25 protein-coding genes are annotated in these 22517 nt (G+C 72.5%); 15 read left to right on the top strand and 10 right to left on the bottom strand.

The window, feature by feature from the left end:
- Window positions 1-95: 95 nt before the first annotated feature.
- Window positions 96-1178 carry a carboxylate-amine ligase gene (locus GC092_RS15445; RefSeq protein WP_324013126.1) on the top strand — a complete coding sequence of 361 codons (1083 nt, stop codon included), beginning with the start codon at window positions 96-98 and terminating at the stop codon, window positions 1176-1178.
- A gap of 6 nt (window positions 1179-1184) precedes the next feature.
- On the opposite strand, the gene GC092_RS15440 is transcribed toward GC092_RS15445, so the two are convergent.
- On the bottom strand, window positions 1185-1430 hold the full coding sequence (locus GC092_RS15440) for a hypothetical protein (protein ID WP_324013125.1): 246 nt from the start codon (window positions 1428-1430) through the stop codon (window positions 1185-1187).
- Between the two features lie 211 nt (window positions 1431-1641).
- On the opposite strand from GC092_RS15440, the gene GC092_RS15435 reads away from it, so the two are divergent.
- The 5 genes from GC092_RS15435 to GC092_RS15415 all read left to right on the top strand — a co-directional run bounded on the left by GC092_RS15435 (window position 1642) and on the right by GC092_RS15415 (window position 5859).
- Window positions 1642-2898: a cytochrome P450 gene (locus GC092_RS15435; protein ID WP_324013123.1), complete on the top strand. Its 1257-nt coding sequence runs from the start codon at window positions 1642-1644 to the stop codon at window positions 2896-2898.
- Window positions 2895-3326: a DUF6098 family protein gene (locus tag GC092_RS15430; protein WP_324013121.1), complete on the top strand. Its 432-nt coding sequence runs from the start codon at window positions 2895-2897 to the stop codon at window positions 3324-3326. Before GC092_RS15435 ends, GC092_RS15430 begins: the two co-directional genes overlap by 4 nt.
- A complete protein-coding gene (locus GC092_RS15425) occupies window positions 3323-4975 on the top strand; it encodes a RecQ family ATP-dependent DNA helicase (RefSeq protein WP_324013119.1) in 1653 nt (550 codons plus the stop codon). The genes GC092_RS15430 and GC092_RS15425 overlap by 4 nt, the downstream gene beginning before the upstream one ends.
- 92 nt (window positions 4976-5067) lie before the next feature.
- Window positions 5068-5514 (top strand): SRPBCC family protein, encoded by a 447-nt coding sequence (locus tag GC092_RS15420; RefSeq protein WP_324013116.1) that lies wholly within the window; start codon window positions 5068-5070, stop codon window positions 5512-5514.
- 30 nt (window positions 5515-5544) lie between these two features.
- On the top strand, window positions 5545-5859 hold the full coding sequence (locus GC092_RS15415; protein ID WP_324013115.1) for a DUF7882 family protein: 315 nt from the start codon (window positions 5545-5547) through the stop codon (window positions 5857-5859).
- Between the two features lie 140 nt (window positions 5860-5999).
- Here GC092_RS15415 and GC092_RS15410 read toward each other — a convergent pair whose 3' ends face one another.
- Window positions 6000-7274, bottom strand: a complete 1275-nt coding sequence (locus GC092_RS15410; protein WP_324013113.1) for an HNH endonuclease — start codon at window positions 7272-7274, stop codon at window positions 6000-6002.
- 25 nt (window positions 7275-7299) lie between these two features.
- Window positions 7300-8115 (bottom strand): DUF222 domain-containing protein, encoded by an 816-nt coding sequence (locus tag GC092_RS15405; RefSeq protein WP_324013111.1) that lies wholly within the window; start codon window positions 8113-8115, stop codon window positions 7300-7302.
- A 202-nt stretch (window positions 8116-8317) separates the two neighbouring features.
- On the opposite strand from GC092_RS15405, the gene GC092_RS15400 reads away from it, so the two are divergent.
- On the top strand, window positions 8318-8488 hold the full coding sequence (locus GC092_RS15400) for a CsbD family protein (protein ID WP_271174638.1): 171 nt from the start codon (window positions 8318-8320) through the stop codon (window positions 8486-8488).
- Between the two features lie 267 nt (window positions 8489-8755).
- Window positions 8756-9313, top strand: coding sequence for a hypothetical protein (locus tag GC092_RS15395; RefSeq protein ID WP_324013109.1), 558 nt, complete (start codon window positions 8756-8758; stop codon window positions 9311-9313).
- Between the two features lie 65 nt (window positions 9314-9378).
- On the opposite strand, the gene GC092_RS15390 is transcribed toward GC092_RS15395, so the two are convergent.
- Both GC092_RS15390 and ilvD read right to left on the bottom strand, forming a co-directional pair.
- The gene (locus GC092_RS15390) at window positions 9379-9873 is read right to left on the bottom strand and encodes a GNAT family N-acetyltransferase (protein WP_324013107.1); all 495 of its coding nucleotides are present in this window, start codon (window positions 9871-9873) and stop codon (window positions 9379-9381) included.
- Window positions 9874-9904: 31 nt separating this feature from the next.
- A complete protein-coding gene (gene ilvD, locus GC092_RS15385; RefSeq protein WP_324013105.1) occupies window positions 9905-11761 on the bottom strand; it encodes a dihydroxy-acid dehydratase in 1857 nt (618 codons plus the stop codon).
- Window positions 11762-11834: 73 nt separating this feature from the next.
- Between ilvD and GC092_RS15380 the strand changes: the two genes are divergently transcribed.
- Both GC092_RS15380 and GC092_RS15375 read left to right on the top strand, forming a co-directional pair.
- Complete coding sequence (locus GC092_RS15380; RefSeq protein WP_324013104.1) at window positions 11835-12626, top strand: helix-turn-helix domain-containing protein; 792 nt, start codon at window positions 11835-11837, stop codon at window positions 12624-12626.
- A 32-nt stretch (window positions 12627-12658) separates the two neighbouring features.
- A complete protein-coding gene (locus tag GC092_RS15375) occupies window positions 12659-13195 on the top strand; it encodes a DUF488 domain-containing protein (protein ID WP_324013103.1) in 537 nt (178 codons plus the stop codon).
- A gap of 6 nt (window positions 13196-13201) precedes the next feature.
- Here GC092_RS15375 and GC092_RS15370 read toward each other — a convergent pair whose 3' ends face one another.
- Together GC092_RS15370 and GC092_RS15365 are read right to left on the bottom strand one after the other, a co-directional pair.
- The gene (locus GC092_RS15370) at window positions 13202-13630 is read right to left on the bottom strand and encodes an SRPBCC family protein (protein ID WP_324013101.1); all 429 of its coding nucleotides are present in this window, start codon (window positions 13628-13630) and stop codon (window positions 13202-13204) included.
- Window positions 13631-13703: 73 nt separating this feature from the next.
- Window positions 13704-14627, bottom strand: a complete 924-nt coding sequence (locus GC092_RS15365) for an SDR family NAD(P)-dependent oxidoreductase (protein WP_324013100.1) — start codon at window positions 14625-14627, stop codon at window positions 13704-13706.
- 141 nt (window positions 14628-14768) lie between these two features.
- On the opposite strand from GC092_RS15365, the gene GC092_RS15360 reads away from it, so the two are divergent.
- Window positions 14769-15497, top strand: a complete 729-nt coding sequence (locus tag GC092_RS15360; RefSeq protein WP_324013098.1) for an MBL fold metallo-hydrolase — start codon at window positions 14769-14771, stop codon at window positions 15495-15497.
- 38 nt (window positions 15498-15535) lie between these two features.
- Window positions 15536-16447, top strand: a complete 912-nt coding sequence (locus GC092_RS15355; protein WP_324013096.1) for a dihydrodipicolinate synthase family protein — start codon at window positions 15536-15538, stop codon at window positions 16445-16447.
- Window positions 16448-16457: 10 nt separating this feature from the next.
- Here GC092_RS15355 and GC092_RS15350 read toward each other — a convergent pair whose 3' ends face one another.
- Together GC092_RS15350 and GC092_RS15345 are read right to left on the bottom strand one after the other, a co-directional pair.
- Window positions 16458-17177 (bottom strand): hypothetical protein, encoded by a 720-nt coding sequence (locus GC092_RS15350; RefSeq protein WP_324013095.1) that lies wholly within the window; start codon window positions 17175-17177, stop codon window positions 16458-16460.
- Between the two features lie 64 nt (window positions 17178-17241).
- Window positions 17242-17781: a helix-turn-helix transcriptional regulator gene (locus tag GC092_RS15345; RefSeq protein ID WP_324013093.1), complete on the bottom strand. Its 540-nt coding sequence runs from the start codon at window positions 17779-17781 to the stop codon at window positions 17242-17244.
- Window positions 17782-17874: 93 nt separating this feature from the next.
- On the opposite strand from GC092_RS15345, the gene GC092_RS15340 reads away from it, so the two are divergent.
- Entirely contained in the window at window positions 17875-18732 is an 858-nt protein-coding gene (locus tag GC092_RS15340) for an SDR family NAD(P)-dependent oxidoreductase (RefSeq protein ID WP_324013091.1), read from the top strand.
- Here the strand turns inward: GC092_RS15340 and GC092_RS15335 are convergent.
- Window positions 18723-19343 carry a TetR/AcrR family transcriptional regulator gene (locus GC092_RS15335; RefSeq protein WP_324013089.1) on the bottom strand — a complete coding sequence of 207 codons (621 nt, stop codon included), beginning with the start codon at window positions 19341-19343 and terminating at the stop codon, window positions 18723-18725. The two genes, GC092_RS15340 and GC092_RS15335, sit on opposite strands and share 10 nt — an antisense overlap.
- Before the next feature lie 83 nt (window positions 19344-19426).
- Between GC092_RS15335 and GC092_RS15330 the strand changes: the two genes are divergently transcribed.
- Window positions 19427-21622 carry an MMPL family transporter gene (locus tag GC092_RS15330; protein WP_324013088.1) on the top strand — a complete coding sequence of 732 codons (2196 nt, stop codon included), beginning with the start codon at window positions 19427-19429 and terminating at the stop codon, window positions 21620-21622.
- Entirely contained in the window at window positions 21619-22485 is an 867-nt protein-coding gene (locus GC092_RS15325; protein WP_324013087.1) for an SDR family NAD(P)-dependent oxidoreductase, read from the top strand. Before GC092_RS15330 ends, GC092_RS15325 begins: the two co-directional genes overlap by 4 nt.
- Window positions 22486-22517 lie beyond the last annotated feature (32 nt).

Below are 22517 nucleotides of genomic sequence, written 5' to 3'. Positions count from 1 at the left end.
GCCGTGTGAAGGCTCTGTTACGCGCCCGCTACCCGATCCGGAGCCCTTCCGGCAAGCACCTCCCGTCGCGCGAGCGCACGTGCGGATACTCGAGCATGAGGACATTCGGCGTGGAGGAGGAGCTGCTGCTCGTGGACGCGACCACGGGGCGGCCGCGTCCGCTCGCGCCCGAGATCCTCGCGCAGGCGGCCGGCCGCGAGCTGGCCGGCTTCGCGCTCGAGTCGGAGATGGACCAGGAGATGCTCGAGGTCATCTCGCCCCCGTGCGCGACGGCCGACGAGCTGAGGTCGTTCGTGCTCGCGGGGCGGGAGACGGCGGATGGTCTCGCTCGCGAGCTCGATGCGCGCGCGGTCGCGCTCGCCACGTCGCCCATCCGCGGCCGGCCGCACACGAGCGTGAGCCCGCGCTACAACGCGGTGCTGGAGCGCTTCCGCGGACTCGCCGCGGCGACGCTCGAATGCGGCCTTCACGTGCATGTGTCCATCGCGGACGCCGAGGAGGGTGTGGCCGTCCTCGACCGCATCCGCGCCTGGCTGCCGATCCTCCTCGCCCTCAGCGCCAACTCGCCCTTCCGCGACGGCGCCGACACGGGGTACGCGAGCTACCGTCATGTCGTGTGGCACCAGTGGCCGACCGCCGGTCCGCTCGAGCTCCTGCACACGCCCGCCCGCTACGAGCAGCTCGTGCAGTCGCTCCTCGCGACGGGCGGCATCCTCGACGACGGGCAGCTCTACTTCGACGCGCGTCTGTCGCGGCACCATCCGACCGTCGAGATCCGCGTCGCCGACGTCTGCCTCGATCCCGAGGACACGATCACGATCGCCGTCCTCGTGCGGGCCCTCGTCGACACCGCGGCCGCGGCATGGCGCGCGGGCGAGCCGGCCCCCGACATCCCGACGCCGAGCATCCGCCTCGCCTCGTGGATGGCGGCGCGGTGGGGCGTTCGCGGCGACCTGGTCGACCCGGGCACGGGGCGCGCGGTGCCCGCGGCGGATGCCGTCGAGGCGCTGCTGGGTCACGTCCGCGCGGCCCTGCGCGCGAACGGCGATGCGAAGCGGGCGCAGACCGGCGCGCGGGACATCCTCGTGCGCGGCACGGGCGCCGAACGGCAGCGGGCGCGGCACGAGCTCTCCGGATCGCTCGCGGGCGTCGTGCTCGGAAGCGATCACGAGGGCTGAGCGGCGCTACCCCATGACGGTGCGCACGGCCTCGAGGAGCGTCCGGCGCACGCCGAGGTCCTCGGCGGTGTCCAGGGCGCGTCCGGCGCAGCACTCCCATCCTTCGCTCGTGCAGCAGAGGTATCCGCGCACCTGGTCGCCCACGGCGACCTGATAGCAGGTCAGGGTCACCGGGATCAGCCGCGCGCCCAGGGACCGCACGGCCTCCGGCGTCGCGCTCCGGGCCTCTCGGGCATCTGAGATCACGCTCACGGTTCTCCTCCGCTCTCGACAGCGCTGTCGATCCGTCCGCTGATGTGCCGTCCAGTGTCGCGTCCGCGATCCTCCGGAGCACACGGGTTGACAACGCCTGTCGAACGTGAGGGGCGAGGGCGCGCGAAGATACCCGTCGTCGGGCTGCCCCGTGCCGGAGGCGCCTGTCAACCCCGTGGGATCCGGCCCTGCGCCCTGATTACCTCGGAGCATGACCGCATCCGCCTCCGCGCCCTCGAGGCCCTCCGACGGATCCGCCGCGGACGGCGTCCCGACGCTGTGCCTCGACGCCACCCATCGCCTCGCGCGCGACGGCTACGCCTTCGGCCTCCGCGGATACCGGGACGTCGGGGCCGACGCCTTCCGCACCCGGCTCGTCGGGCGCCCCGTCGTCGTCGCCCGCGGATCCGAGGCCGCCCACGTCTTCGGCGCGGGCGGCTTCCGACGCAGCGGCGCCATCCCGCGATCCGCGATGCACCTCCTGCAGGACGAGGGCAGCGTCCAGGCGCTTGAGGGCGAACGGCACCGCGTGCGCCGCGCGCTCCTCGTCGAGATCGCCGAGCGCGGGCGCGGGACGCTCGTGGCGCTGTTCCGCTCCGAGTGGGGCGCCGCGGTGGAGGAGGTGTCGGGGGAGCGGACGAGTCTGCTGGATCTCGCGACGACGGCGCTCGCACGCGCTGCGTTCCACTGGGTCGGGGTGATGCCGCCGCCCGTGGAGGAGCGCGCGATCACGGCCGGACTGCGCGGCATGATCGACAGCGCGGCGAGCGTCGGCCCCCGCAACTGGGCGGCACGCGCGCACCGTCGCCGGGTCGAGCGCTGGGCGGCGTCGCTCGTGTCCTCCGCCCGATCCCGCGGAGACGCCGTCTCGATCGTCGGTCGCCTCGCGCACCACGAGGAGGATGGCCGCCCGCTCGACGTCGAGGTCGCCGCGGTCGAGCTGCTGAACCTCCTGCGCCCCGTCGTCGCCGTGGCCCGGTTCGTCGCGTTCGCGGGCCACGCGCTCCACGCGCATCCGGAATGGGCGGCGCGGGTCGGGACCGGCGACGCCGAGACGACGCGCTGGATGGCCGACGAGGTGCGGCGCTTCTACCCCTTCTTCCCGATGATCGGCGGGATCGCGACCGCGCCGTTCCGCCTGCGCGGAGAGGAGTTCCCGGCAGGCCAGTGCCTCCTCTTCGACCTCTACGGCACCGACCACTCGCCCGAGCTCTGGGAGCGGCCGGACGTGTTCGACCCGTTCCGCTTCGCGGACGCCTCGCCGCACGCGATCGTCGCGCAGGGCGTCGGCGATGGCCTCGGAGCGCACCGGTGCCCCGGCGAGCTCGCGACATCCGATCTCGTCGCCGAGGCGCTGTCGCTGCTCGTCAACAGCTCGCGGTACGAGGTTCTGCCGCAGGATCTGCGCATCAGCCTGCGGCGCATCCCGGCGCGGCCGGAGGGCGGGATGGCGGTGGTGTTCGCATGAGCCTGCCCGTTCTGCGCACGCTCGAGGAGCTCGCGGCCGCGGTCCGCGCGGCGAGGGGCCTGCACGTGCGCTACTCCGCGGGGCCCGATGCCGACGCGTCGCGGACGAGCATCGACACCGAGAGCGGCCTCGAGCTGCCTGGCCTGTCGGTGAACCCGCTCGATCCGGAACCGTGGTGGACGCGCCCGCTCGACGACTGGCTCGCCCGCCAGCTCTGCCAGTACCGCCACCTGGAGGAGAAGGACGCCGAGCGCTATGCGTGGGTTCTGCGCGGCCGCGAGGCCGGTCGCGGCCCCGACTGCGAGCCGCTGCTCGCCGACGTCGAACCCGTCGCGAGACTCGCCGACGCGCTGCTCGACGAGGCCGAGGAGCGGTATCGCGCCCGCTTCGACGCGGGACGCGGCCCGGCCGATGGCGACGAGGGATGAGCCGCGCCGACATCGAGCGCACCGCGCGCGAGCGCTTCGGGCTGGATCGGCTTCGCCCTGAGCAGGCGGAGGCGATCGCCGCGGCGGTCGAGGGGCGTGACGTGCTCGCGGTCTGGGCGACCGGATCGGGCAAGTCCGCGGTGTACCAGGTCGCCGGTGCGCTGCGCCCGGGGCTCGCGGTGGTCGTCTCGCCGCTCATCGCCCTGCAGGAGGATCAGCTCGCCGGGCTCGGAGATGCGCCATCCGCGCCCGGTGCGGTCGCACTGAACTCCGCGCGCGGCGTGCGCGCTCAGAGAGAGGCCTGGCGTCGGATTCGCGAGGGCGACGCGGAGTACGCGCTTCTCGCACCCGAGCAGCTCGTGAAGGACGATGTCCTCGACGCGCTCGCCGCATGCGATGTCTCGCTGCTCGTCGTCGACGAGGCGCACTGCATCACGTCGTGGGGGCACGACTTCCGCCCGGACTACCTCCTCCTCGGAGGGCTCGCCGATCGGCTGGGGCGCCCGCCGATCGTCGCCCTCACGGCGACCGCGTCGACGCCCGTCCGCGAGGAGATCGTGCGGCGCCTGGGAATGCGCGAGCCCGCGGTGCTCGTGGGCGACATGGATCGTCCGGAGATCTCTCTCGCCGTCCGCCGCCACCGCGACGACGCCGCCAAGCGCTCCGCCGTCGTCGACGAGGTCGCCGGTCTCCGCGGCACGGGTCTGCTGTACACCTCGACGCGGAAGGACACCGAGCGGTACGCGCACGAGCTCGCGGATCGCGGCGTGCGCGCTGCGGCCTATCACGCGGGTCTTCGCGCCGCCGAGCGCCATCGCGTGCATGAGGCGTTCCTCGACGGCGAGGTCGACGTCGTCGTGGCCACCTCGGCGTTCGGGATGGGCATCGACAAGGAGGACGTGCGCTTCGTCGTGCATGCCGATGCGCCCGAGTCGCTCGATGCGTACTACCAGGAGATGGGTCGCGCCGGTCGCGACGGCGAGGCCGCGCAGGCGACGCTGCACTATCGGCCCGAGGACCTCGCGCTGCGCCGGTACTTCGCGGCCCGCTCTGCCGATCCGGACGATCTGCGGGGTGTTCTCCGGGCCATCCGCGACGGACGCCGGCGCCGCGCGGAGATCGCGGAATCCGCGGGCGTCCCGGCCCGCAGGGTCTCGGCCCTGCTCACGCTCCTGTCCGACACCGGCACGGTGCGCCTCGACCGGCGAGGGGCGGCGCTCGTGCGCGGGGTGGACGACGATTCGGCGGTCGACGCCGCGCTCGCGCACGTCGAGGACCGGGAGCGCATCGACCGATCGCGCATCGAGATGCTCCGCTCGTATGCCGAGGCGCGGCGCTGCCGACGCCAGGTGCTCCTCGGCTACTTCGGCCAGGAGCTCGCCGACGCGTGCGGCAACTGCGATGTGTGCGCGGAGGAGCGGGGAGAGGGGCCGGATCTGACGGACGTTGCCGTGTCAGACGTGTCAGACGCGCCGGATGCGGCGTTCCGCGCGGACGATCGCGTGCGTCATCGCGAGTGGGGCGAGGGCACCGTCATGGAGGTCGAGGAGGATCGGATGACCGTGTTCTTCGAGACGGCGGGGTACCGGGTGCTCGCACTCGAGCTCGTCGACGAGGGGGGTCTGCTGGACCGGGTCTCTTCGGGCTGACGGGAAGGTGGGTGCGGCATGCCCACCACGGGTCTAGGATCTGTTCACCAGGAGGGCGGCCCGACGCCCGACGTCAGCCCTGGGGAGGGAAGATGACGACCACGCAGGTTGCGCAGATCCACGTCGACGTGCCGATCGAGGAGGCCTACCGTCGCTGGACGGCGGTCGAGTCGTTCCCGGACTACATCGACGCAATCGACTCCGTGCGGCGCATCGACGAGGTGCGCTCGCGATGGTCGGCCACGATCGAGGGCGTCTCCGACGACTTCTACGTCGACATCGTCGATCAGACCCCTCCCGAGCGTATCGCCTGGCAGAGCACCGACGGCGTCTTCCACAATGGCCGTGTCGACCTCTCTCGCGACGGCACGGGCACCCGGATCGTGCTGCGCATGGCGTGGGAGGTCGAAGGCGATGAGGGCACAGGCTCCGAGCTCGGCGACCGCCCGATGCAGCGCGACCTCGAGCGGTTCAAGGCGCTCGTCGAGGGTGCGGCTGCGGCGGACGACGATGCGGAGGACGGAGCCGTCGCCTCCTGACCGGCCGCGGCGTCGCGTAGGGTCGTGCGCATGGGCGTCCTCTACTACGGCTCCGAGTCGCTGCCGATCGCGATCGAGGATCGCACCCTCGCGCACCTCAAGGCCGTGATCGTGACCAAGCTCCGCCGCCACGAGAGCTTCGCCGTCTCGTGGCGCCATCCCGAGGGCGAGCCCGCGGGCCGAAGCACGATCTGGGTGCACCCCGCCATCCCGCTGCGCTTCGAGTTCGATGAGCCGGTCGCGCCCGAACTGAACCGAGCCTGGCTCGAGGAGCTGGCGACCTCGGCCAACGTGCTCGGCGGTGTCACGCTCGTCGAGGAGCACATCGCCCCCGCCGTGTCGTAGCCGGGGGTCTCCGCGCCTTCGCGTCTCCTCGCGTCCGTGTCCGCCGCGTTTCCGTCGGCCCAGGCCTCCTCGCGATTCCGTCGCCCGCGTCTCCGTCCGCCATGCGTCCGCCCGTCCGGGCCTCCGCCGGCGGGCCGGTTTCAGGGTGCTGCTGTGGCGAGCTGCGGTTGCGGTTCGGTGCGTGGGGGTGTGCCGGGGCCGTGGTCGAGGTCTTCGTGGTGGGCGATGTCGTCGGCGTCGAGGAGGGCTTGGGCGAGGTATTCGGGGGTTGTCCGGTAGTGGCGGAGCCATTCCTGGATGTCCTGTTCGATCTCGAGGTGCAGCCGCCTCTCCCGCTCCTCCTGCTCACGCTGGCGGTGCTCCTGCTCTCGCTGGTGCTGTTCCTGCTCGCGCTCCTGTTCGCGTTCGTGCTGGCGGGCGCGGCGGCGCTGCTCGGCCTGCTCGCGGTCGCGGTGGTGGCGGGCGAGGGCGTCGGCGATGAGCGGGTTCGGGGTGGCTTCCGCGCGGACCTGCGGGGGTGGTTTCTCGGTGTACGTGTGTCCGGCGGGGCTGGTCCATTCCAGGACCCCGTCGCCGAGCTGCCTGACCTGCCAGGGCGTGTGGTGCTTGTCCTGGTGGCATCCCTCGCACAGGCAGGCGAGGTTGCCCACGTCCGTGACACCGCCCTGGGCGTACGGGATGGTGTGGTCCAGGTCGGCGGTGATCGCGAGGTTGCGGCACCCGGGGGTGCGGCAGCGTTCGTCGCGGGCGAGGAGGTACCGCTTCTGCGCCGCGGTGGGGGTGTACCGGTCGACGGTGAGCAGCGCCCCGGTGTCGGGATGGCAGAACACCCGCTCCCACCCCGCCGCGTTCCCCGCGAGCTTGCGGGCGGTGTCCGCGTCGATCGGCCCGTACCCGGCCAGGAACCCCGGCTCGTCATCCAACCCCGCCAGCGTCGTCGCCGCGACCGTGACCTGCACCACCGCCCGCACCCGCGACAGCACCCGATCCACATCCCCCACCAAGCCCCGCACCGACGGCGCCACACGAGGAGGACCTCCGTCTGGAGGCGATCCGTCCGGGGGCGCTCCGTCCGGGGAACCCGCGTCCACGCTGTCCGCGTCGGGCCTCGCGCCGTCGTCCTCGGCGGCCGCATCGGGGGCCGCCGAATCCGTGTCCGCGGTCGCACCCGCGGCATCCACTTCGGGCGCCGTCGTGCCCGTTCCCGCGTCCGCGGGGTCCGCGCCGTCCGAGTCGGGTTCCATTGAATCCGCGCCGGGCTCCATCGTCCCCGTCGCGCCCGCGTCCGCATCGCCGACATCCGTCGCGTCCGCGCCGTCTGCGTTCGTGTCTGTGCTCCAGGGGGCGGGGGTGTCGTCGGCGTCGCCGCACAGGGCGGACAGGACCTCCACGGCGAGGTCCGACGCGATCTGCATCGCCGTCCGCGACCCCTCCCCACCCTCACCGACCCGCTCCGAATCCTCGAACCGCACACCCGACCCACCGGCGACGCCCGCACCCGCGGCGCCCACACCCACACCCGCACCCGCGCCCGCAACGCTCCCGACGCCCCCACCGGTGGTGGTTTTCGGCGGCGCGGCGTTCCTGCCGGGCCAGGTCCCGTGCGTGCTGGCGCAGGGCCCGGGCGATCGCCTGGATCCGGGTCGCCTCGCCCACGATCTCCAGCGCCTGCGTCCCATCCGGGAGCACCTTCACCCACACACCCCGCCGCGCCATCGCCGACCGATGCCGATCCGAGAACGACCCCGGATCCAGCCTCTCCGCCAGGGCCTCCGCGAACACCCGCGTCTCGAACGGCGTCGCACCCTCCGCGTACCCGACGGCCGCGGCCTCGAACACCTCCCGCAGCCCATCCGGCAGCCGCATCCCGACCTGCCGGATCACGTCCGCGTGCCGACCCGTGATCCGCGCGCCCTCCAGTGCCGCGAACGTCTCCGGGAACGACCCCAGCAGCACCATCGCATCCGAGATCCGCGACTGCATCCGCCCCTTCGACTCCCCCAGAGCCGCCGCGAACTCCCCCGCCATCGCCCGGAACGGGAAGTCATACCGCGACGAGACCGCCCCCGACCTCGCCAGCTGCGCCCGCGCGACCTCCCCCGCCTCAGCCAGCGCCCGCGCCTCCATCGCCGCCGCCTGCGCCTGAAGCACCCGCGCCTGGCGCGCCCGCTCCACCGCCGAACGCGTCACCGCGACCTCCGCCGGAGTGGGCTCCCAGCCCACCCCCGCGTCCTCCCGCGGCATCGTCCTCGACATACCCCCACACTACCCACCCCATCGGACATTCCACCAAACAATCCCGAACTGTGGATAACTCCACATTCGCAAAGAGATACGAGCGATGAGAGGCGCGCAGGGCCCCTGCCTTCTCCTCCTCACTCTGTCAACCCCGTTCTGCCTGCCCGTCGCGTGTAGTCGAATGGTCTGCACGACCGAAGGCACGACGAGAGGAGGCCCCATGGGACTCGACGACAAGATCGAGAACGCCGGGCAGGACATCGCGGGCAAGGCGAAGGAAGCCACCGGCAAGGCCACGGACAACGAAGAGCTCGAGGCTGAGGGCGAGGCCGACCAGTTCGGCGCGAAGCTCAAGAAGGCCGGAGAGAACGTCAAGGACGCCTTCAAGTAAGAGGCCTCCTCAACGCCGGCGGCGCACTCGCGCCGCCGGCGTTGCCCTCGCACCCGGGAGTGCGACATCGCGTGATCGACGAAGACCACACGACAGACGAGGACGTGCACCATGATCGAACCCCTGCAGAACGCAGACCCCCACAGACGCGACGGTTTCCGCCGTGCCGGCGCCGCGAACGGGAGGCACCCGTCGCAGCGACCCGTGCCCATCCCGCATTTCCCGCCGTTGACCGACGGCTACCACCGTCCGACGGGGCGGTGACCCGTGCTCAAGCAGATCGGCGGCCGCCGCGGCTACGCGGGCCGCGAGGTCATCGAGGGCTGCTGCGCGGATGACGACGCCTGGGCTCTCATCGCCTGGGACGGATGGGACGACGAGCGCTGGTGGGAGCTGCCCGACGGGCGCGCGATCGACGAGGTCCTCGCCGCGGGCGATCTCGCGTCGCTCCCGCCGCTGCGACTCGCGTTCGAGCGCGGCGGCCGTCTCGGCGACATCCTCTGGTCGAGCACGCCCGTCGCGCCGATCGTCTCGCAGCGCTTCGCGACCGTCCTCGCCGACATGGGTGCCACGGGGTACGCCCTGGTTCCGCTCGCGACGCCCGAGGGCATCCCGCCCTACTTCCTGCTGCTGCTCGACGACAACGACTTCGACGATGTGCGGGCGTTCCCCCAGGGCGCGCAGCCCGTGGATCGCCTCGACGTCTCGCGCGAGGTGATGGCGGCGCTCCGCGCGGCGCACGCCGACTGCTTCCATGTCGAGCATGCCGAGGCGGCGTCGCAACGTGAGCGGATGCGCCAGCTCACGGTGGCGATCCCCTCCTGACAGCCGATCGTGGGCGGACGCCCCGGCTCACCGAGCGGGGGAGCGGGGAACTCCGCCCACGATCCTCAGTCGAGCGGCTTCTCGAAGAGCGCGGCCGGCACGCGGCCGATCTCCGGCGGGAACTCGCGGATGCCCTGGAAGACGTACCCGCGGCCCTCGTAGTAGCTGCGGAGATCCGCGTTCGACGCGACGCAGTCGAGGCGCGCCGCGGCCCACCCGCGCGAGCGGATCATCCCCTCGGCGAACGCGAGGACGCGCCCGCCGAGGCCCTCGCCCGCGCGCGACCGCGCGACCATGAGGCCGTGGATGTATCCGGCGTCGTCTCCCTCGGCGTCGGGCCAGAAGAGCGGGTCGTCGTCGAGCACCCGCACGGTCGCCTCGATCCCGTCGCGATCATCGAGGACGTGCCACTGGCCATCCGCGATCTGCGCCTGGATCTCGGCGAGCGGCACCTGCCCGGGCGTCCACTGGCGGATGCCGCGCGAGAGATGCCAGCGCGCGAGCGCATCGCGCAGCGCGAGGATGGCCGGGGCGTCGTCGGTCTGAGCGGGGCGCAGCACCCGACCATCCTCTCGCATCCGGATGCCCCGATCAGATCTCGGGGACGATCCGGACAGCGCCCTTGTCGGCCGACTGCGCGAAGGCCGAGTAGGCGCGCAGCGCGGGCGAGACCTCGCGGACGCGGTTCCTCGGCCGGTAGCCCCCGCCCGCCTCGAGCGCAGCGCGACGGCGCTCGAGCTCCTCGGGCGCGACGTCGAGCGAGATCGCGCGCGTGGGGATGTCGATCGAGATGATGTCGCCGTCCTCCACGAGCGCGATGAGCCCGCCCGCCGCGGCCTCGGGGGAGACGTGTCCGATCGAGAGACCCGACGTGCCACCCGAGAAGCGGCCGTCGGTGATGAGCGCGCAGCTCTTGCCGAGGCCGCGCCCCTTGAGGAACGACGTCGGGTACAGCATCTCCTGCATGCCCGGCCCGCCCTTGGGGCCCTCGTAGCGGATCACGACGACGTCGCCCTCCGCGACCTCCTTCGCGAGGATCTTCTGCACCGCCTCGTCCTGCGACTCGCACACGACCGCGGGGCCCGAGAACGTCCAGATCGACGGATCGACGCCGGCGGTCTTGACGACCGCGCCGTCGACGGCGATGTTGCCGCGCAGGACCGCGAGGCCGCCGTCCTTCGAGTACGCGTGCGCGACGTCGCGGATGCAGCCGCCCTCGGCGTCGAGGTCGAGCGCCGCCCAGCGCTCGGACTGCGAGAAGGCCGTCGCCGAGCGGCGCCCGCCGGGAGCCGCGTGCCACAGCTCGACGGCCTCGTCGCTCGCGGAGCCGCCGCGGACATCCCACTCGTCGAGCCAGGCGCCCAGCGTCTGCGCGTGCACCGTGTGCACGTTCTCGTCGAGGAGCCCGCCGCGCCGCAGCTCGCCGAGGAGCGCGGGGATGCCGCCCGCGCGGTGCACATCCTCCATGTAGTAGGTCCGGCCGTTCGCGACGTTCGGCGCGACCTTCGCGAGACACGGCACGCGGCGCGAGACCTCGTCGATCTCATCGAGCCCGAACGCGACGCCGGCCTCGTGCGCGGCAGCGAGCAGGTGCAGGATCGTGTTCGTCGACCCGCCCATCGCGATGTCGAGCGCCATCGCGTTGCCGAACGCGGCAGGCGTCGCGATGCTGCGCGGGAGGACCGAGGCGTCGTCCTCGTCGTAGTAGCGGCGCGTGATGTCGACGACGAGCGAGCCGGCCTTCTCGTAGAGCGCGCGGCGCGCGGTGTGGGTCGCGAGCACCGACCCGTTGCCCGGGAGCGAGAGGCCGATCGCCTCCGTGAGGCAGTTCATCGAGTTCGCCGTGAACATCCCCGAGCACGATCCGCAGGTGGGGCAGGCCGACTCCTCGATGCGCTGGATGTCGGCATCCGAGACGTTCTCGTTCACGGCCTCCGAGATCGCGTCGACGAGATCGAGGGTGCGCACGGTGCCGTCGACGAGCGTCGCGCGGCCGGCCTCCATGGGCCCGCCCGACACGAACACGGTCGGGATGTTGAGGCGCAGCGCGGCCAGCAGCATCCCGGGAGTGATCTTGTCGCAGTTCGAGATGCACACGAGGGCGTCGGCGCAGTGCGCGTTCACCATGTACTCGACCGAGTCGGCGATGAGGTCGCGCGACGGCAGCGAGTAGAGCATGCCGCCGTGGCCCATGGCGATGCCGTCGTCGACCGCGATCGTGTTGAACTCGCGCGGCACCCCGCCCGCGGCGGTGATCGCGTCGGAGACGATGCGGCCCACGGGCGCGAGGTGCGTGTGGCCGGGCACGAACTCGGTGAACGAGTTGGCGACCGCGATGATCGGCTTCCGGCCGATGTCGGCGCCGGGGACGCCGGCGGCGCGCAGCAGTGCGCGGGCGCCGGCCATGTTGCGGCCGTGCGTGATGGTGCGAGAGCGGAGTGCGGGCATGCTCCCATCTCCGCACGTCGCACGAGGAAGCGGGAGATGCGGTCAGTACCGGTACTCGCAGTACCATCAAAGCGTGATCCGGCCGCGCACTCCTCGTCGCGAGCAGCTCGGCGAGTTCCTTTTCGCGCGCCGCCGCACGACGAGCCGCTCCGCCTTGGGGCTGCCGCTGACCGCCCGCCGCGGCGACGCCGGTCTCACCCGCGAGGAGGTCGCGACGCTCGCCGGCGTGAGCGGGTCCTGGTACACGTGGCTCGAGCAGGGGCGCGACATCAACGTCTCCCGCCAGGTGCTCGCCGCCGTCGCGCGCGTGCTCGGGCTGACCTCGGTCGAGACGGAGTACGTCTTCGCGCTCGCCGAACAGGAGTCAGCCGAGCCCGCGCCCGAGCGCGAGGCGGTGCCCGACCACCTGCAGCGGCTCGTCGACGCCCTCGACTTCCCGGCTTTCATCGTCGCGACCGACTGGGCGATCGCCGGATGGAACGCGCGCTACGCGTGGCTCTACCCGCGGATCGCGACCCTCGACGAGGCTGACCGCAACCTGCTGTGGCTCGTCTACACCGACCCCGAGCTGCGCGAGATGCTGCCCGACTGGGAGCGCGACAGCCGGCGGTTCCTCGCGGAGTTCCGCGCCGAGGCCGGGGTGCGCCTCGCCACTCCGCGGCATCGCGCGATCGTCGAGCGGCTGCGCGCGGCGAGCGACGACTTCCGCGTCCAGTGGGCCGAGCTCGAGATCCTGCGCTTCGCGTCGCGGCGGCGGATGTTCCGGCATCGCGAGGCGGGTCTGCTCGCGTTCGAGCACCATCGGCTCGTGCCATCCGACGCCTCCGACCTCCACGTCGTGATGTACGTGCCCGTCACGACCTGAACCGCGACATACTGCAGAGGATGCTTCCGCTGATGACGACCGTGTTCACGGTCGGGCACTCCAACCGGCCGATCGAGGAGTTCCTCGCGATGCTTGCCGCGAGCGGGATCGAGCTCGTGTGCGACATCCGCTCGGTCGTCGGATCGCGTCGGAACCCGCAGTTCGGGCGCGACGAGCTGCCGCGCGCGCTCGAGGACGTGGGCATCGCATACCGGCGTCTCGAGGATCTCGGAGGGCGTCGCTACACGCGGGTCGGCGAGGAGTCGATCAACGGAGCCTGGCGCAACCGCAGCTTCCGCGCGTACGCCGACTACATGCAGACCGAGCCGTTCGCGCGCGGCGTGGACGAGCTCATCCGCCTCGCGGAGCGGCAGCGGACCGCGATCATGTGCGCCGAGGCGGTTCCGTGGCGCTGCCACCGCTCGCTCGTGGGCGACGCGCTGCTCGTGCGCGGGATCGAGGTCGTCGACATCATGAGCCCGACCGCGTCCCGGCCGCACACGCTCACGTCGTTCGCGCGCGTCGAGGGCGAGCGCGTCTGGTACCCGCCGGAGGACGACCCGGCGTGAGCGACGTCAGTGGGCGGCGCGGCTGCGCTCCTCGACGAGGCGCTTGAAGCGCTCGAGGTCACGCTGGGCGAGGTCGTGGTCGAGGTCGAGCGGCAGGCCGATCGCGGCGAACGGATCGGGAGCATCCCAGGTCGTCTCGAGCGCGACATGGGTGCCGCCGTCGCGCGGCTCGAACTCGGCGCGTCCGGAGTGGAGCGCGCCGTCGGTGCTCTGCCAGCAGATGCGCCGTTCGGGCACGTCGTCGACGATGTCGGCGTAGAACGTCTGCGGGGTCCGCCCGAGCCGCACCGTCCAGAACGAGCGGATGTCGTCCACACGGCGGACGGATTCCACGAGCTCGACGAACTCGGGGAACGCCTCGACGTCCCTCCAGCGCGCGTACACCTCCCCGGGAGGGGCCTCGACGTCGATCTCACCGGTGAGTGCTGTGCGCATGTGTGCCTCGGCTGGTCGCATGATGGAGTGCTCTCTTCGTGGACCCGAGGCTATGTTCTGCTCCCGCGCGGGTTTAATGGGCTTGACGAGCGGTCCGCTTCTCCTCACGCGCACGCGACCGCCGCCATCCGCCGCTCACGGCGTTCGAGCCGGGGTCGACGTGGAACAGATTCCCTTCGGAGGGGGAGGCGGCCATCCGGCGCACGCCGACATGGCGCATGTACGCCGACATGAACGCGTCGACGAGCCCCGGGCACAGGGGGCGCAGGTAGACGGCCGCTCCCTGCGTCCAGCCGACGACGCGACGGCGACGCGGGCGGATGGCGAGCTCGACGATCGCGCTCGCGACGCGCTCCGCTGGCACGAGCGGAGGGAGGGGGCGGATCGCGCGGCCGGTCGCGTTTGCGGCGTGCTGGTGGATCGGGGTGTCGATCGTCGCAGGGAGAAGCAGGCACACGTCGACCTCGCCGCGCAGCTCGAGGCGGAGGACCTTCGCGAATCCGGCGATGCCGTGCTTGCTCGCGGCGTACGCGCCGACGAACGGCGCGGGGACCTCCGAGAAGACGGAGCCGAGGAGGATCATCGCGCCGCGCGACCTCCGCAGGTACGGGATGGCCGCACGCGCGGCCTCCATCTGCGCGATGAGGTTCACCTCGAGGATGCGTCGCGTCACCTCGCTCGGCGTGCTCTCGACCGTGCCGAGACTGTAGAGGGAGCTCGCGGCGACCCAGACGTCCACGCGTCCGAGGCGGCGCTCGACCGAGGCGAGCATGTCGGCGACCGCGTCTTCGTCGACGACGTCGAGGGGGAAGATCAGGACGTCGGCCGCACCGAGGCTGCGGCACTCGTCCGCGGCGGCCTCGAGGCTGGCCGGCGTGCGTGCGCAGAGCACCAGACGCGCTGCGTGCCGCGCGAAGGCGTGCGCAGCCGCGCGCCCGATGCCGCTCGAGGCGCCGAGCACCACGACCACGGTGCCCGAGTCGATGCGGCGTCTCATGGCCGCTCGCATGCTGCCATCGGTTCCTCCCGTCGGTGCCATCCCTAACACCGCCGATCGGCGCGCGGCAAGCCCCTGGCGGACGCGGCGGCGCGGACGCAGGGTGCTCTCATGCGCGATCGATCGAGATCCTGGAGCGTGGTGGCCGAGGGGGTCCACCGGCTCGATGTCGCGCACGTGAACTGCTATCTCGTCGTGCGCCCCGACGGCATGACCCTCGTCGACGCGGGCCTGCCGGGCACGTGGGGCGCGCTCCGGGACGTGCTCGGCCACCTCCGCGCGACACCGGCCGACATCGACGCCGTGGTGCTCACGCACGGCCATTTCGATCACGTCGGGATCGCCCGGCGGCTGCAGCGCGCGCACGAGACCGCCGTGCACGTCCACGCGCGGGATCGACGACTCGCGCGCCATCCGTACCTCTACCGCCCCGAGCGCGCCCGGCCGCCGTACCTCGCCCGGTATCCGAAGGCGCTCCCCGTGCTCGGCGACATGGTCCTGCACGGAGCGCTCGGCGTGCGCGGCGTGACCGCTCGCGCGTCGCTCGCGAACGGCCATCCGCTCGATGTGCCGGGATCGCCCGTGCCGCTGTGGACGCCGGGGCACACCGACGGGCACTGCGCGCTTCTCTTCGACGACATCGGGATCCTCTTCTCGGGCGACGCGATCGTCACGCTCGACCCGTACACGGCCGAGACCGGGCCGCGCCTCGTCGCGAACGCCGCGACGGCCGACAGCAGGGCCGCGCTCGCCTCGCTCGATGCGCTCGCGCAGGTCGAGGCGCCGCTGATGCTGCCCGGCCACGGCGAGCCGTGGCGCGACGGCGTGCGCGCGGCCGCACGTCTCGCCCGCGCCGCGGGCGCCCGCTGACGCTGGCACCCGCCCCACCAGTGCACTATGGTGCACCTATGACCTCTGCGGCATTCACGGGTGTGAGCGCGTTCCCGCTCACGCCGCTGCGCGACGACGCGCTCGATCGCGACGCGTACGCGGGCCTCGTGGAGCGCCTGGCGCGCAGCGAGGTCGACACGATCACCGCGCTCGGCTCGACGGGCTGCTCCCCGTACCTGTCGCGCTCCGAGCGTGCGGAGGCGGCGCGCATCGCGGTCGAGAGCGCGGGCGAGAAGCCCGTGCTCGTCGGGATCGGCGCGCTGCGGGCGAGCGAGGTGCGCGCGCTCGCCGCAGACGCGCAGGAGGCGGGAGCGGCGGGTCTGCTCGTGCCCGCGCTGAGCTACCAGCCTCTGACCCATGACGAGGTCTTCGCTCTCTTCGAGACGGTGACGGCCGAGGTGTCGGTGCCTGTGGTCGTCTACGACAACCCCACGACGACGGGTTTCGCCTTCACCGACGATCTCCTCGAGCGTGTGGCGGCGCTGCCCCACATCGCCTCGATAAAGATCCCCGGCGTGCCCGCCGAGCCGCTCGCTGCCCGGGAGCGGGTCCGGGCTCTGCGGCGGCGCATCCCGGCGAGCGTGAGCGTCGGCATCTCGGTCGACCCGCTCGCCGCGGCGGGCTTCGCCGCCGGCTGCGCCGTGTGGTACTCGGTGGTGGGCGGCCTCTTCCCGCAGGCCGCGATGGCGATCGCCGAGCCTGCCGGCCGGGGCGATCACGCCGCCGCGGCGGCGGCATCCGAGCGCCTCGAGCCGCTGTGGCAGCTCTTCCGCGCGCACGGGAGCCTGCGCGTCGTCGCCGCGCTCGCTGGGGAGCTTGGCCTCACGGCGGACGACCCGCTGCCGCGGCCGCTCCGCGCGCTCGAGGGGGACGCGCGGCGGCGGGCCGTCGAGGTCGCGCACGAACTGGGCCTCGACGAGGAGCTCTGAGGAGGGCGGGTCACCCGTCCGGCTGGGGCCGTTCGCTTGGCTTCCCGGACGTCCACGCCTGGACCTCGCGGTACGACGGGTCGCGGATCGCGTGGATCCACGACGCCACCGTCGCGCCCGGCGGAACATGCGCGCCCACGTCGATGCGCTCGGACGTGTCGAGCGCGCCGGTCTCGTGCCGGAGCGTGAGCTCGGCGAAGGGATGCCAGCGCCCGGTCGGGGTGGCGACGTGCAGGCGCAGGCGCCAGGGCGTCTCGCGCAGGGCGGCGGCCAGAGCGGATGGCTCGCTCGGCAGATCGCTCGGCGCGAGCGGCCGCGCGGCGAGCAGCAGAGAGCCCCGGGAGCCCCTGTAGGGGAGGAAGGTGCTCAGCCATGCCGCCGAGGGCGACCGGTGCGCCGTGAGAAGCCAGCGGGAGACGGGCCCACGCCCCGTCGACGCCAGAGCGAGGTGCACGCGGCCGCGTTCATCGTCCACACGGAGCGCAAGGCCGATCACGTCGGGCAAGGGCGCGGGCACGCCGATCGAGCGCGATGCTCGGGCCGACACGCGCTGCGGGCCGCTCGGCGGCTCGTCGACCCACGCGATCCCCGAGCCGCTCGGGCCGAGCCATCGCATCTCGCCCGTGAGCGCGACGCCATGGGGATGCACGGGGCGCGGATGGCGCACGCGCACGAGTCCCGAGAAGAGCGCCTTCAGGACCGTGCCGGTGAGCGAGGCGATGCGATGCATGCGTCCATCCCACAGAAGCGGGCGGTCTCGGCGGAACCCGTTGACAGCGTCTGCGGTCAAGGGCTCAGCTGCTGCCGGACTGGTCCTTCCTCGCCTGCTCGGAGACCCATTCCGCCCACTCGGCGAGCGCGTCGTACAGTCGCACCCCGGCCTCGAGCGTTGTGCGCACCGAGCGTCCGGATGGCGTCTGGGTATGCCCCGACGCCTCCTTCGCCTGCGCGATCTGCGCGTACGTGTCGCGGAGTGTGCGGTAGTGGGCGGCCTCCGCGACGGCGACGTCCAGCAGCTCCGCGGGCGTCAGCGTCCAGAAGAAGAACGACCTCAGGAGGGGCTCGTAGCGGAGCGTGTGATCGGGCTCCGAGAGCAGCCAGCGGTGCAGCTCTCCCTCACCCTCGCTCGTCAGGCGGTACACCTTCCGTGCTCGAGCGCCCTCGCTCTCGATCTCGATGAGTCCCTCGTCGCGAAGGCGCGCGAGCTCCCCGTAGATCTGCGGGTGGCGGGCCGGCCACACGGCACCGAGAAGCTCTTCGAATCGCTTCGCGAGGTCGTATCCGCTCGCCGGCGCCTCCGCGAGCAGGCCGAGCAGTCCGTGGCGCAGCGACATCGGCGCCTCCCTTCTCCCCTCAGACTAGCGCTCGCCACCGCGGACATGTATAAGTAGACCTGTCCGTAAGTACATGTGGAAGGGATGACTCGGATGAGCCGAGAAGCAGTGTTCCTCACCGGCGCGAACGGAGGGATCGGCCGGGCGACCGTCGCTCGTCTGTCCGGCACCGGCCTGAGGGTGTTCGCGGGCGTGCGCGATCGCGCGACGGCCGCCGTGTTCGACGGTCTCGACGGGGTCGAGTCCGTCCATGTCGATGTGGCCGACGACGCCTCCGTGGCCACGGCCGCGCGTGAGGTCGAGCGCCGGCTCGGCGGCGATCGCCTGGCCGCTGTCGTCAACAATGCCGGGATCATCGTGCAGGGGCCGCTCGAGCAGGTCCCGCCCGCGGAGCTCGAGCGGCAGTTCCGGGTGAACGTCCTCGGCCCGGCCTCGGTCATCCGCGCCTTCGGCGAGCTCATCCGGCGCGACGGCGCGCGCGTCGTGAATGTGAGCGCGCCGACGGCACGTCGTGCGGTTCCGCATCTGGGTGCGATCTCGGCGAGCAAGGCCGCGCTCGAAGCGCTCTCGGCCGCGCTCCGTGTCGAGCTCGCGCCGTGGGGATGCGACGTCGTCATCGTCGAGCCGACGGCCGCCGAGACCGGCGTGTTCGCCGCCGCGGCGGAGTCGGCTCGCGCGGTGCAGGGCGAGGTGCCGAGCTCGGTCAGGGACGCGTATCGGGAGCAGTGCGCGGCCGTCGAGCGGGCGACCGAGAAGCAGTCTCTCGCCGACCCGGACTCGGTCGCGGCGGTGCTCGTTCGCGCCATCACGGCGCGACGGCCGCGAACCGTCTACTTCGCGGGCCGCGGCGCTCGGGTGCTGCCGATGCTCAGCGCCCTCCCTGATCGGATGGGCGACAGGCTCGTGGCAGGATCCTTCGGCCTCGACGCACGGGTGCGGCGTCAGTCCTGATCGACCTCGCGGCGCACGGCCGTGAGGTAGGCCAGGACGCCGCGGTGCAGCTCGTCGGCGAGTGCCCGGCGGCGGTCGTCGTCGGCCTCGGCGACGATCACGGGCAGAAGGCCCTTCACCATGCTGAGGATCACGGTCGCGGTCGTGTGCACACGGCCCTGGTCGGCGTGCGGCAGCACGGCCGCGACCGCTCCCCGGATCCGCTCCTCGATCGCGGCGTGCGCGGGAGCGACCGCCTCGCGCATGGACGCGGGCATGTCGGTGCGCGCGAAGAGCGCCTTGAACCCCGGATGGTCGATGTTGAACGCCGTGATGCGATCCAGCGCGTCGCGCAGCGCTCCGTCGAGGCTGTCCGCACGGAATCCGGCGAGCACATCGAGCGTGGCGAGTCGCTCGGCGTAGGTCTCCGCGAGTGCTCGGCCGACCTCGTCCTTGTTCGCGAAGAACTGGTACAGCGAGCCCGGGGAGATGCCCGCGCGCGCCGCGATGGCATTCGTCGTCGCCGCTTCATAGCCGACCTCGCCGAACACCGCGGCTGCGGCCTGCAGGATCTGCTCCATCCGCGCTCGACCGCGCGCCTGACGTCGTCGCGGACCGGTGTCGTCCGGCATCGCTTGACCTCCCCGCTCACTAATGCGAGTATTTGCTCGCGTTACAAATACGACTGACTGCTCGCATTCTATGGGAGGCGCCCATGATCATCCGCGCTGTCTCGACCCGTCCCCGGGTCGTGATGCTCGTCACCGCCGTGATCTTCGCGGTGTACCTCGCGCTCGGCGCGGCCGCGTTCGAGGCGCTGTCGCTGAGCCGCTACGAGGCGCCGGGATCGGAGTCCATGCAGGTGCGCGCCGAGCTGGCGAGCGAGTTCGAGACCGGTGCGGCCAACATCGCCGTCCTCGTCGAGGCGGATGCCGGGGTCGACGACCCCGACGTCGCCGAGGCAGGGCGCGACCTCACGGCACTGCTCGCGGACTTCCCCGGGATCGGGGACGCCTGGTCGTACTGGACGCCGGGGGCGGCCGAGACCCTCGCGGCGGACGATGGATCATCGGCGCTCGCTCTCGCCTGGGCGCCGGGCGATGCCGATCTCGTGCGCGCCGAGCTGCTGCCGGCGCTCGCCGAGGCGATCGACGAGCGCATCGACGACCCGTCGATCCACGTCACGCTCGGAGGAAGCGACGAGGTGTTCCGCGCGGTCGCCGAGCAGGCGAGGGCGGACTTCCTCCGCGCCGAGGCGATCATCCTGCCGCTCGTGCTGGGTCTGCTGTGGGTCATCTACCGGCGCTTCCGGACGGCGCTCGCGACGCTCGCCGTCGGCCTGTACTCGGTCGCCGGCACGCTCGCCATCCTCCGACTCGTCAGCGGCTTCGCCGAGATCTCGACCTTCGCGTCGAACATCGCGCTCGTCATGGGCATCGGGCTCGGCGTTGACTACGGCCTGTTCATGACCTATCGCTTCCGTGAGGAGCTCCGCCGCGGCTCCGACGCCCAGCAGGCGACGGCCGACGCCGTGCGCACCGCCGGCCGGACCATCCTGTTCAGCGGCGCCACCGTCGCGGCGTCCCTCGCGGTCCTGTTCGTCTTCCCGCTGCCGTTCCTCTCCTCGTTCGCGTACGCCGGGATCGCGGTCGTGCTCACGGCGATCATCGGCTCGACCGTCTTCCTGCCCGCGGTCCTGCGCCTCCTCGGCACGCGCGCGCTCCCGAGAGGGGAGGGGCAGAGGCAGAGGCAGCCGGATGGCGACGCGAGCGGCTGGGCGCGGCTCGCATCGCGGGTCATGCGGCGGCCCGTCGCCTTCGGCGCCGTCGGGCTCGCGGTGCTGCTCGCGCTGGGCGCTCCGTCGGCCGCGGCGCAGTTCGGCGCCCCGGACGACCGCGTGCTCCCCGCCGGTCAGCCCGTGCGCGACATGTACGACACCGTCCGGAGCGACTACACGGCGGAGGACGCCGATGCGATCCAGGTCGTCGCCGGCGACATCTCGGACGCGGAGGTCGCCCGCTTCGCGGCGGAGGCATCGCTCGTCGAAGGGGTGGAGAGGGTCGACTCCTCGGCCGGCGTCTTCATCCGCGGCGCCGTCGCCGCGGAGGCTCCGGATGATCGCTTCCGCTCCGGCGATGCGGCGTACCTCGCCGTGCTGCCGACGTCGGAGCGCCTCGCGGCCGATCCGGTCGGGCTCGTCGAGGAGATCCGCGGGCTCGACCCCGGACTCGATGCGCGGGTCGGCGGGTATCCCGCCGAGCTCGCCGACTACCGCGCGACCGTCATGGAGCGCCTGCCGCTCGTCCTCTCGCTCATCCTCGCCGTGACGTTCGTCCTGCTGTTCCTCATGACCGGGAGCGTGATCGCGCCGCTCAAGGCCTCCGTGCTGAACCTCCTGTCGCTGTCGGTGATGTTCGGGGCGCTCGTGTGGGGATTCCAGGAGGGCGGGCTCGCGCCCCTGCTCGGCTTCACGCCGACGGGGGTCATCGAGCCGAGCATCCCGCTGCTGATGTTCTGCATCGCGTACGGGCTCTCGATGGACTACGAGGTGTTCCTGCTCGCGCGCATCAAGGAGGACTACGACCGCACCGGCGACGTCCGCGGCTCCGTCGTCCGAGGGATCGGCCGCTCCGCCCCGCTCATCGGAGCCGCGGCGCTCACGCTCGCCGTCTCGTTCCTCGTCTACGCGACGAGTCAGGTGACCTTCCTCCAGCAGCTCGGAATCGGGATGGCCCTTGCGGTGCTCGTCGATGCCACGGTCATCCGAGGAGTTCTCCTTCCCGCATTCATGCAGCTCGCGGGCGACCTCAACTGGTGGGCGCCGGGGCCGCTCCGGCGTCTGCACCGGAGGCTCGGATGGCGCGAGGTGGCGGCGCAGGACCGCGTCGAGGCCGTCGAGGTGGCGGCGTGACCGGGCGGATCCTCGTGACCGGCGGGTTCACGGGGCTCGGGCGGGAGCTGACGAGAGAGCTCTCCTCGCGCGGTGAGTCGGTGATCGCTGCCGGGCGGGACGCACGCCGCTGCCCTCCGTTTGCCCGGGTCGTCCCGCTCGAGCTGGATCTCGCCTCGCTCGGCTCGATCGCCTCGGCGGTCGAGCGCGTGAGGGAGGTGGTGGAGGACGGGCTCTCGGGCATCGTGTGCAATGCCGCCGTTCAGGTCGTCGACGGCGTCCGCCGTTCGGCGGAGGGCCACGAGCTCACGTTCGCGACGAACCATCTCGGCCACTTCGCACTCGTGACGCGGCTGCTCGAGAGCGTTCGCGACGGCGGCACGGTCACGATCGTCAGCAGCGGAACGCACGCCGGGCCGCAGGGCGCTTTCGGGTTCCCCGGGCCGCGGTGGCGCCCGCCGGCCCTCCTCGCGGATCCGCGCGAGCAGGACCCCTCGCCCAGGGCGGGGCGCGTGCGATATGCCACCTCGAAGCTCGCCAACCTCTACTTCGCGTACGAGCTCGCCCGGCGCGAGCCCCGGCTGCGCGTCCGCGCCTTCGATCCGGGGCTCATGCCGGCGACGGGTCTCGCACGGGACTACCCGGTGCTCGTGCGCGGTGCGTACCGCCTGCTCGCCCCCGCGATCGCCGCGCTCGTCCCCGGCGTGCGCACGCCGGCGTCCGCGGCGCGTCACCTCGCCCGGCTCGTGTGCGATGCGGCGGACGCCCAGACCGGCGCCTACGTCGTCGGCGGCCGCGTCGCGCGATCCTCCGAGGAGTCATACGACCGTGAGCGGGCCAGCGAGCTCTGGCGGTTCTCGGAGGCCGTGGTGTCGTCGGGCTGAGTTCGCTCGCTTGCAATGTCCGCCGGACAATG

The organism is Microbacterium sp. JZ37 (genome assembly GCF_035188445.1).
Lineage (GTDB): Bacteria > Actinomycetota > Actinomycetes > Actinomycetales > Microbacteriaceae > Microbacterium > Microbacterium barkeri.
Note: the sequence above shows the minus strand (reverse complement) of the source record. Positions and strands in the feature narration are given on the sequence as shown.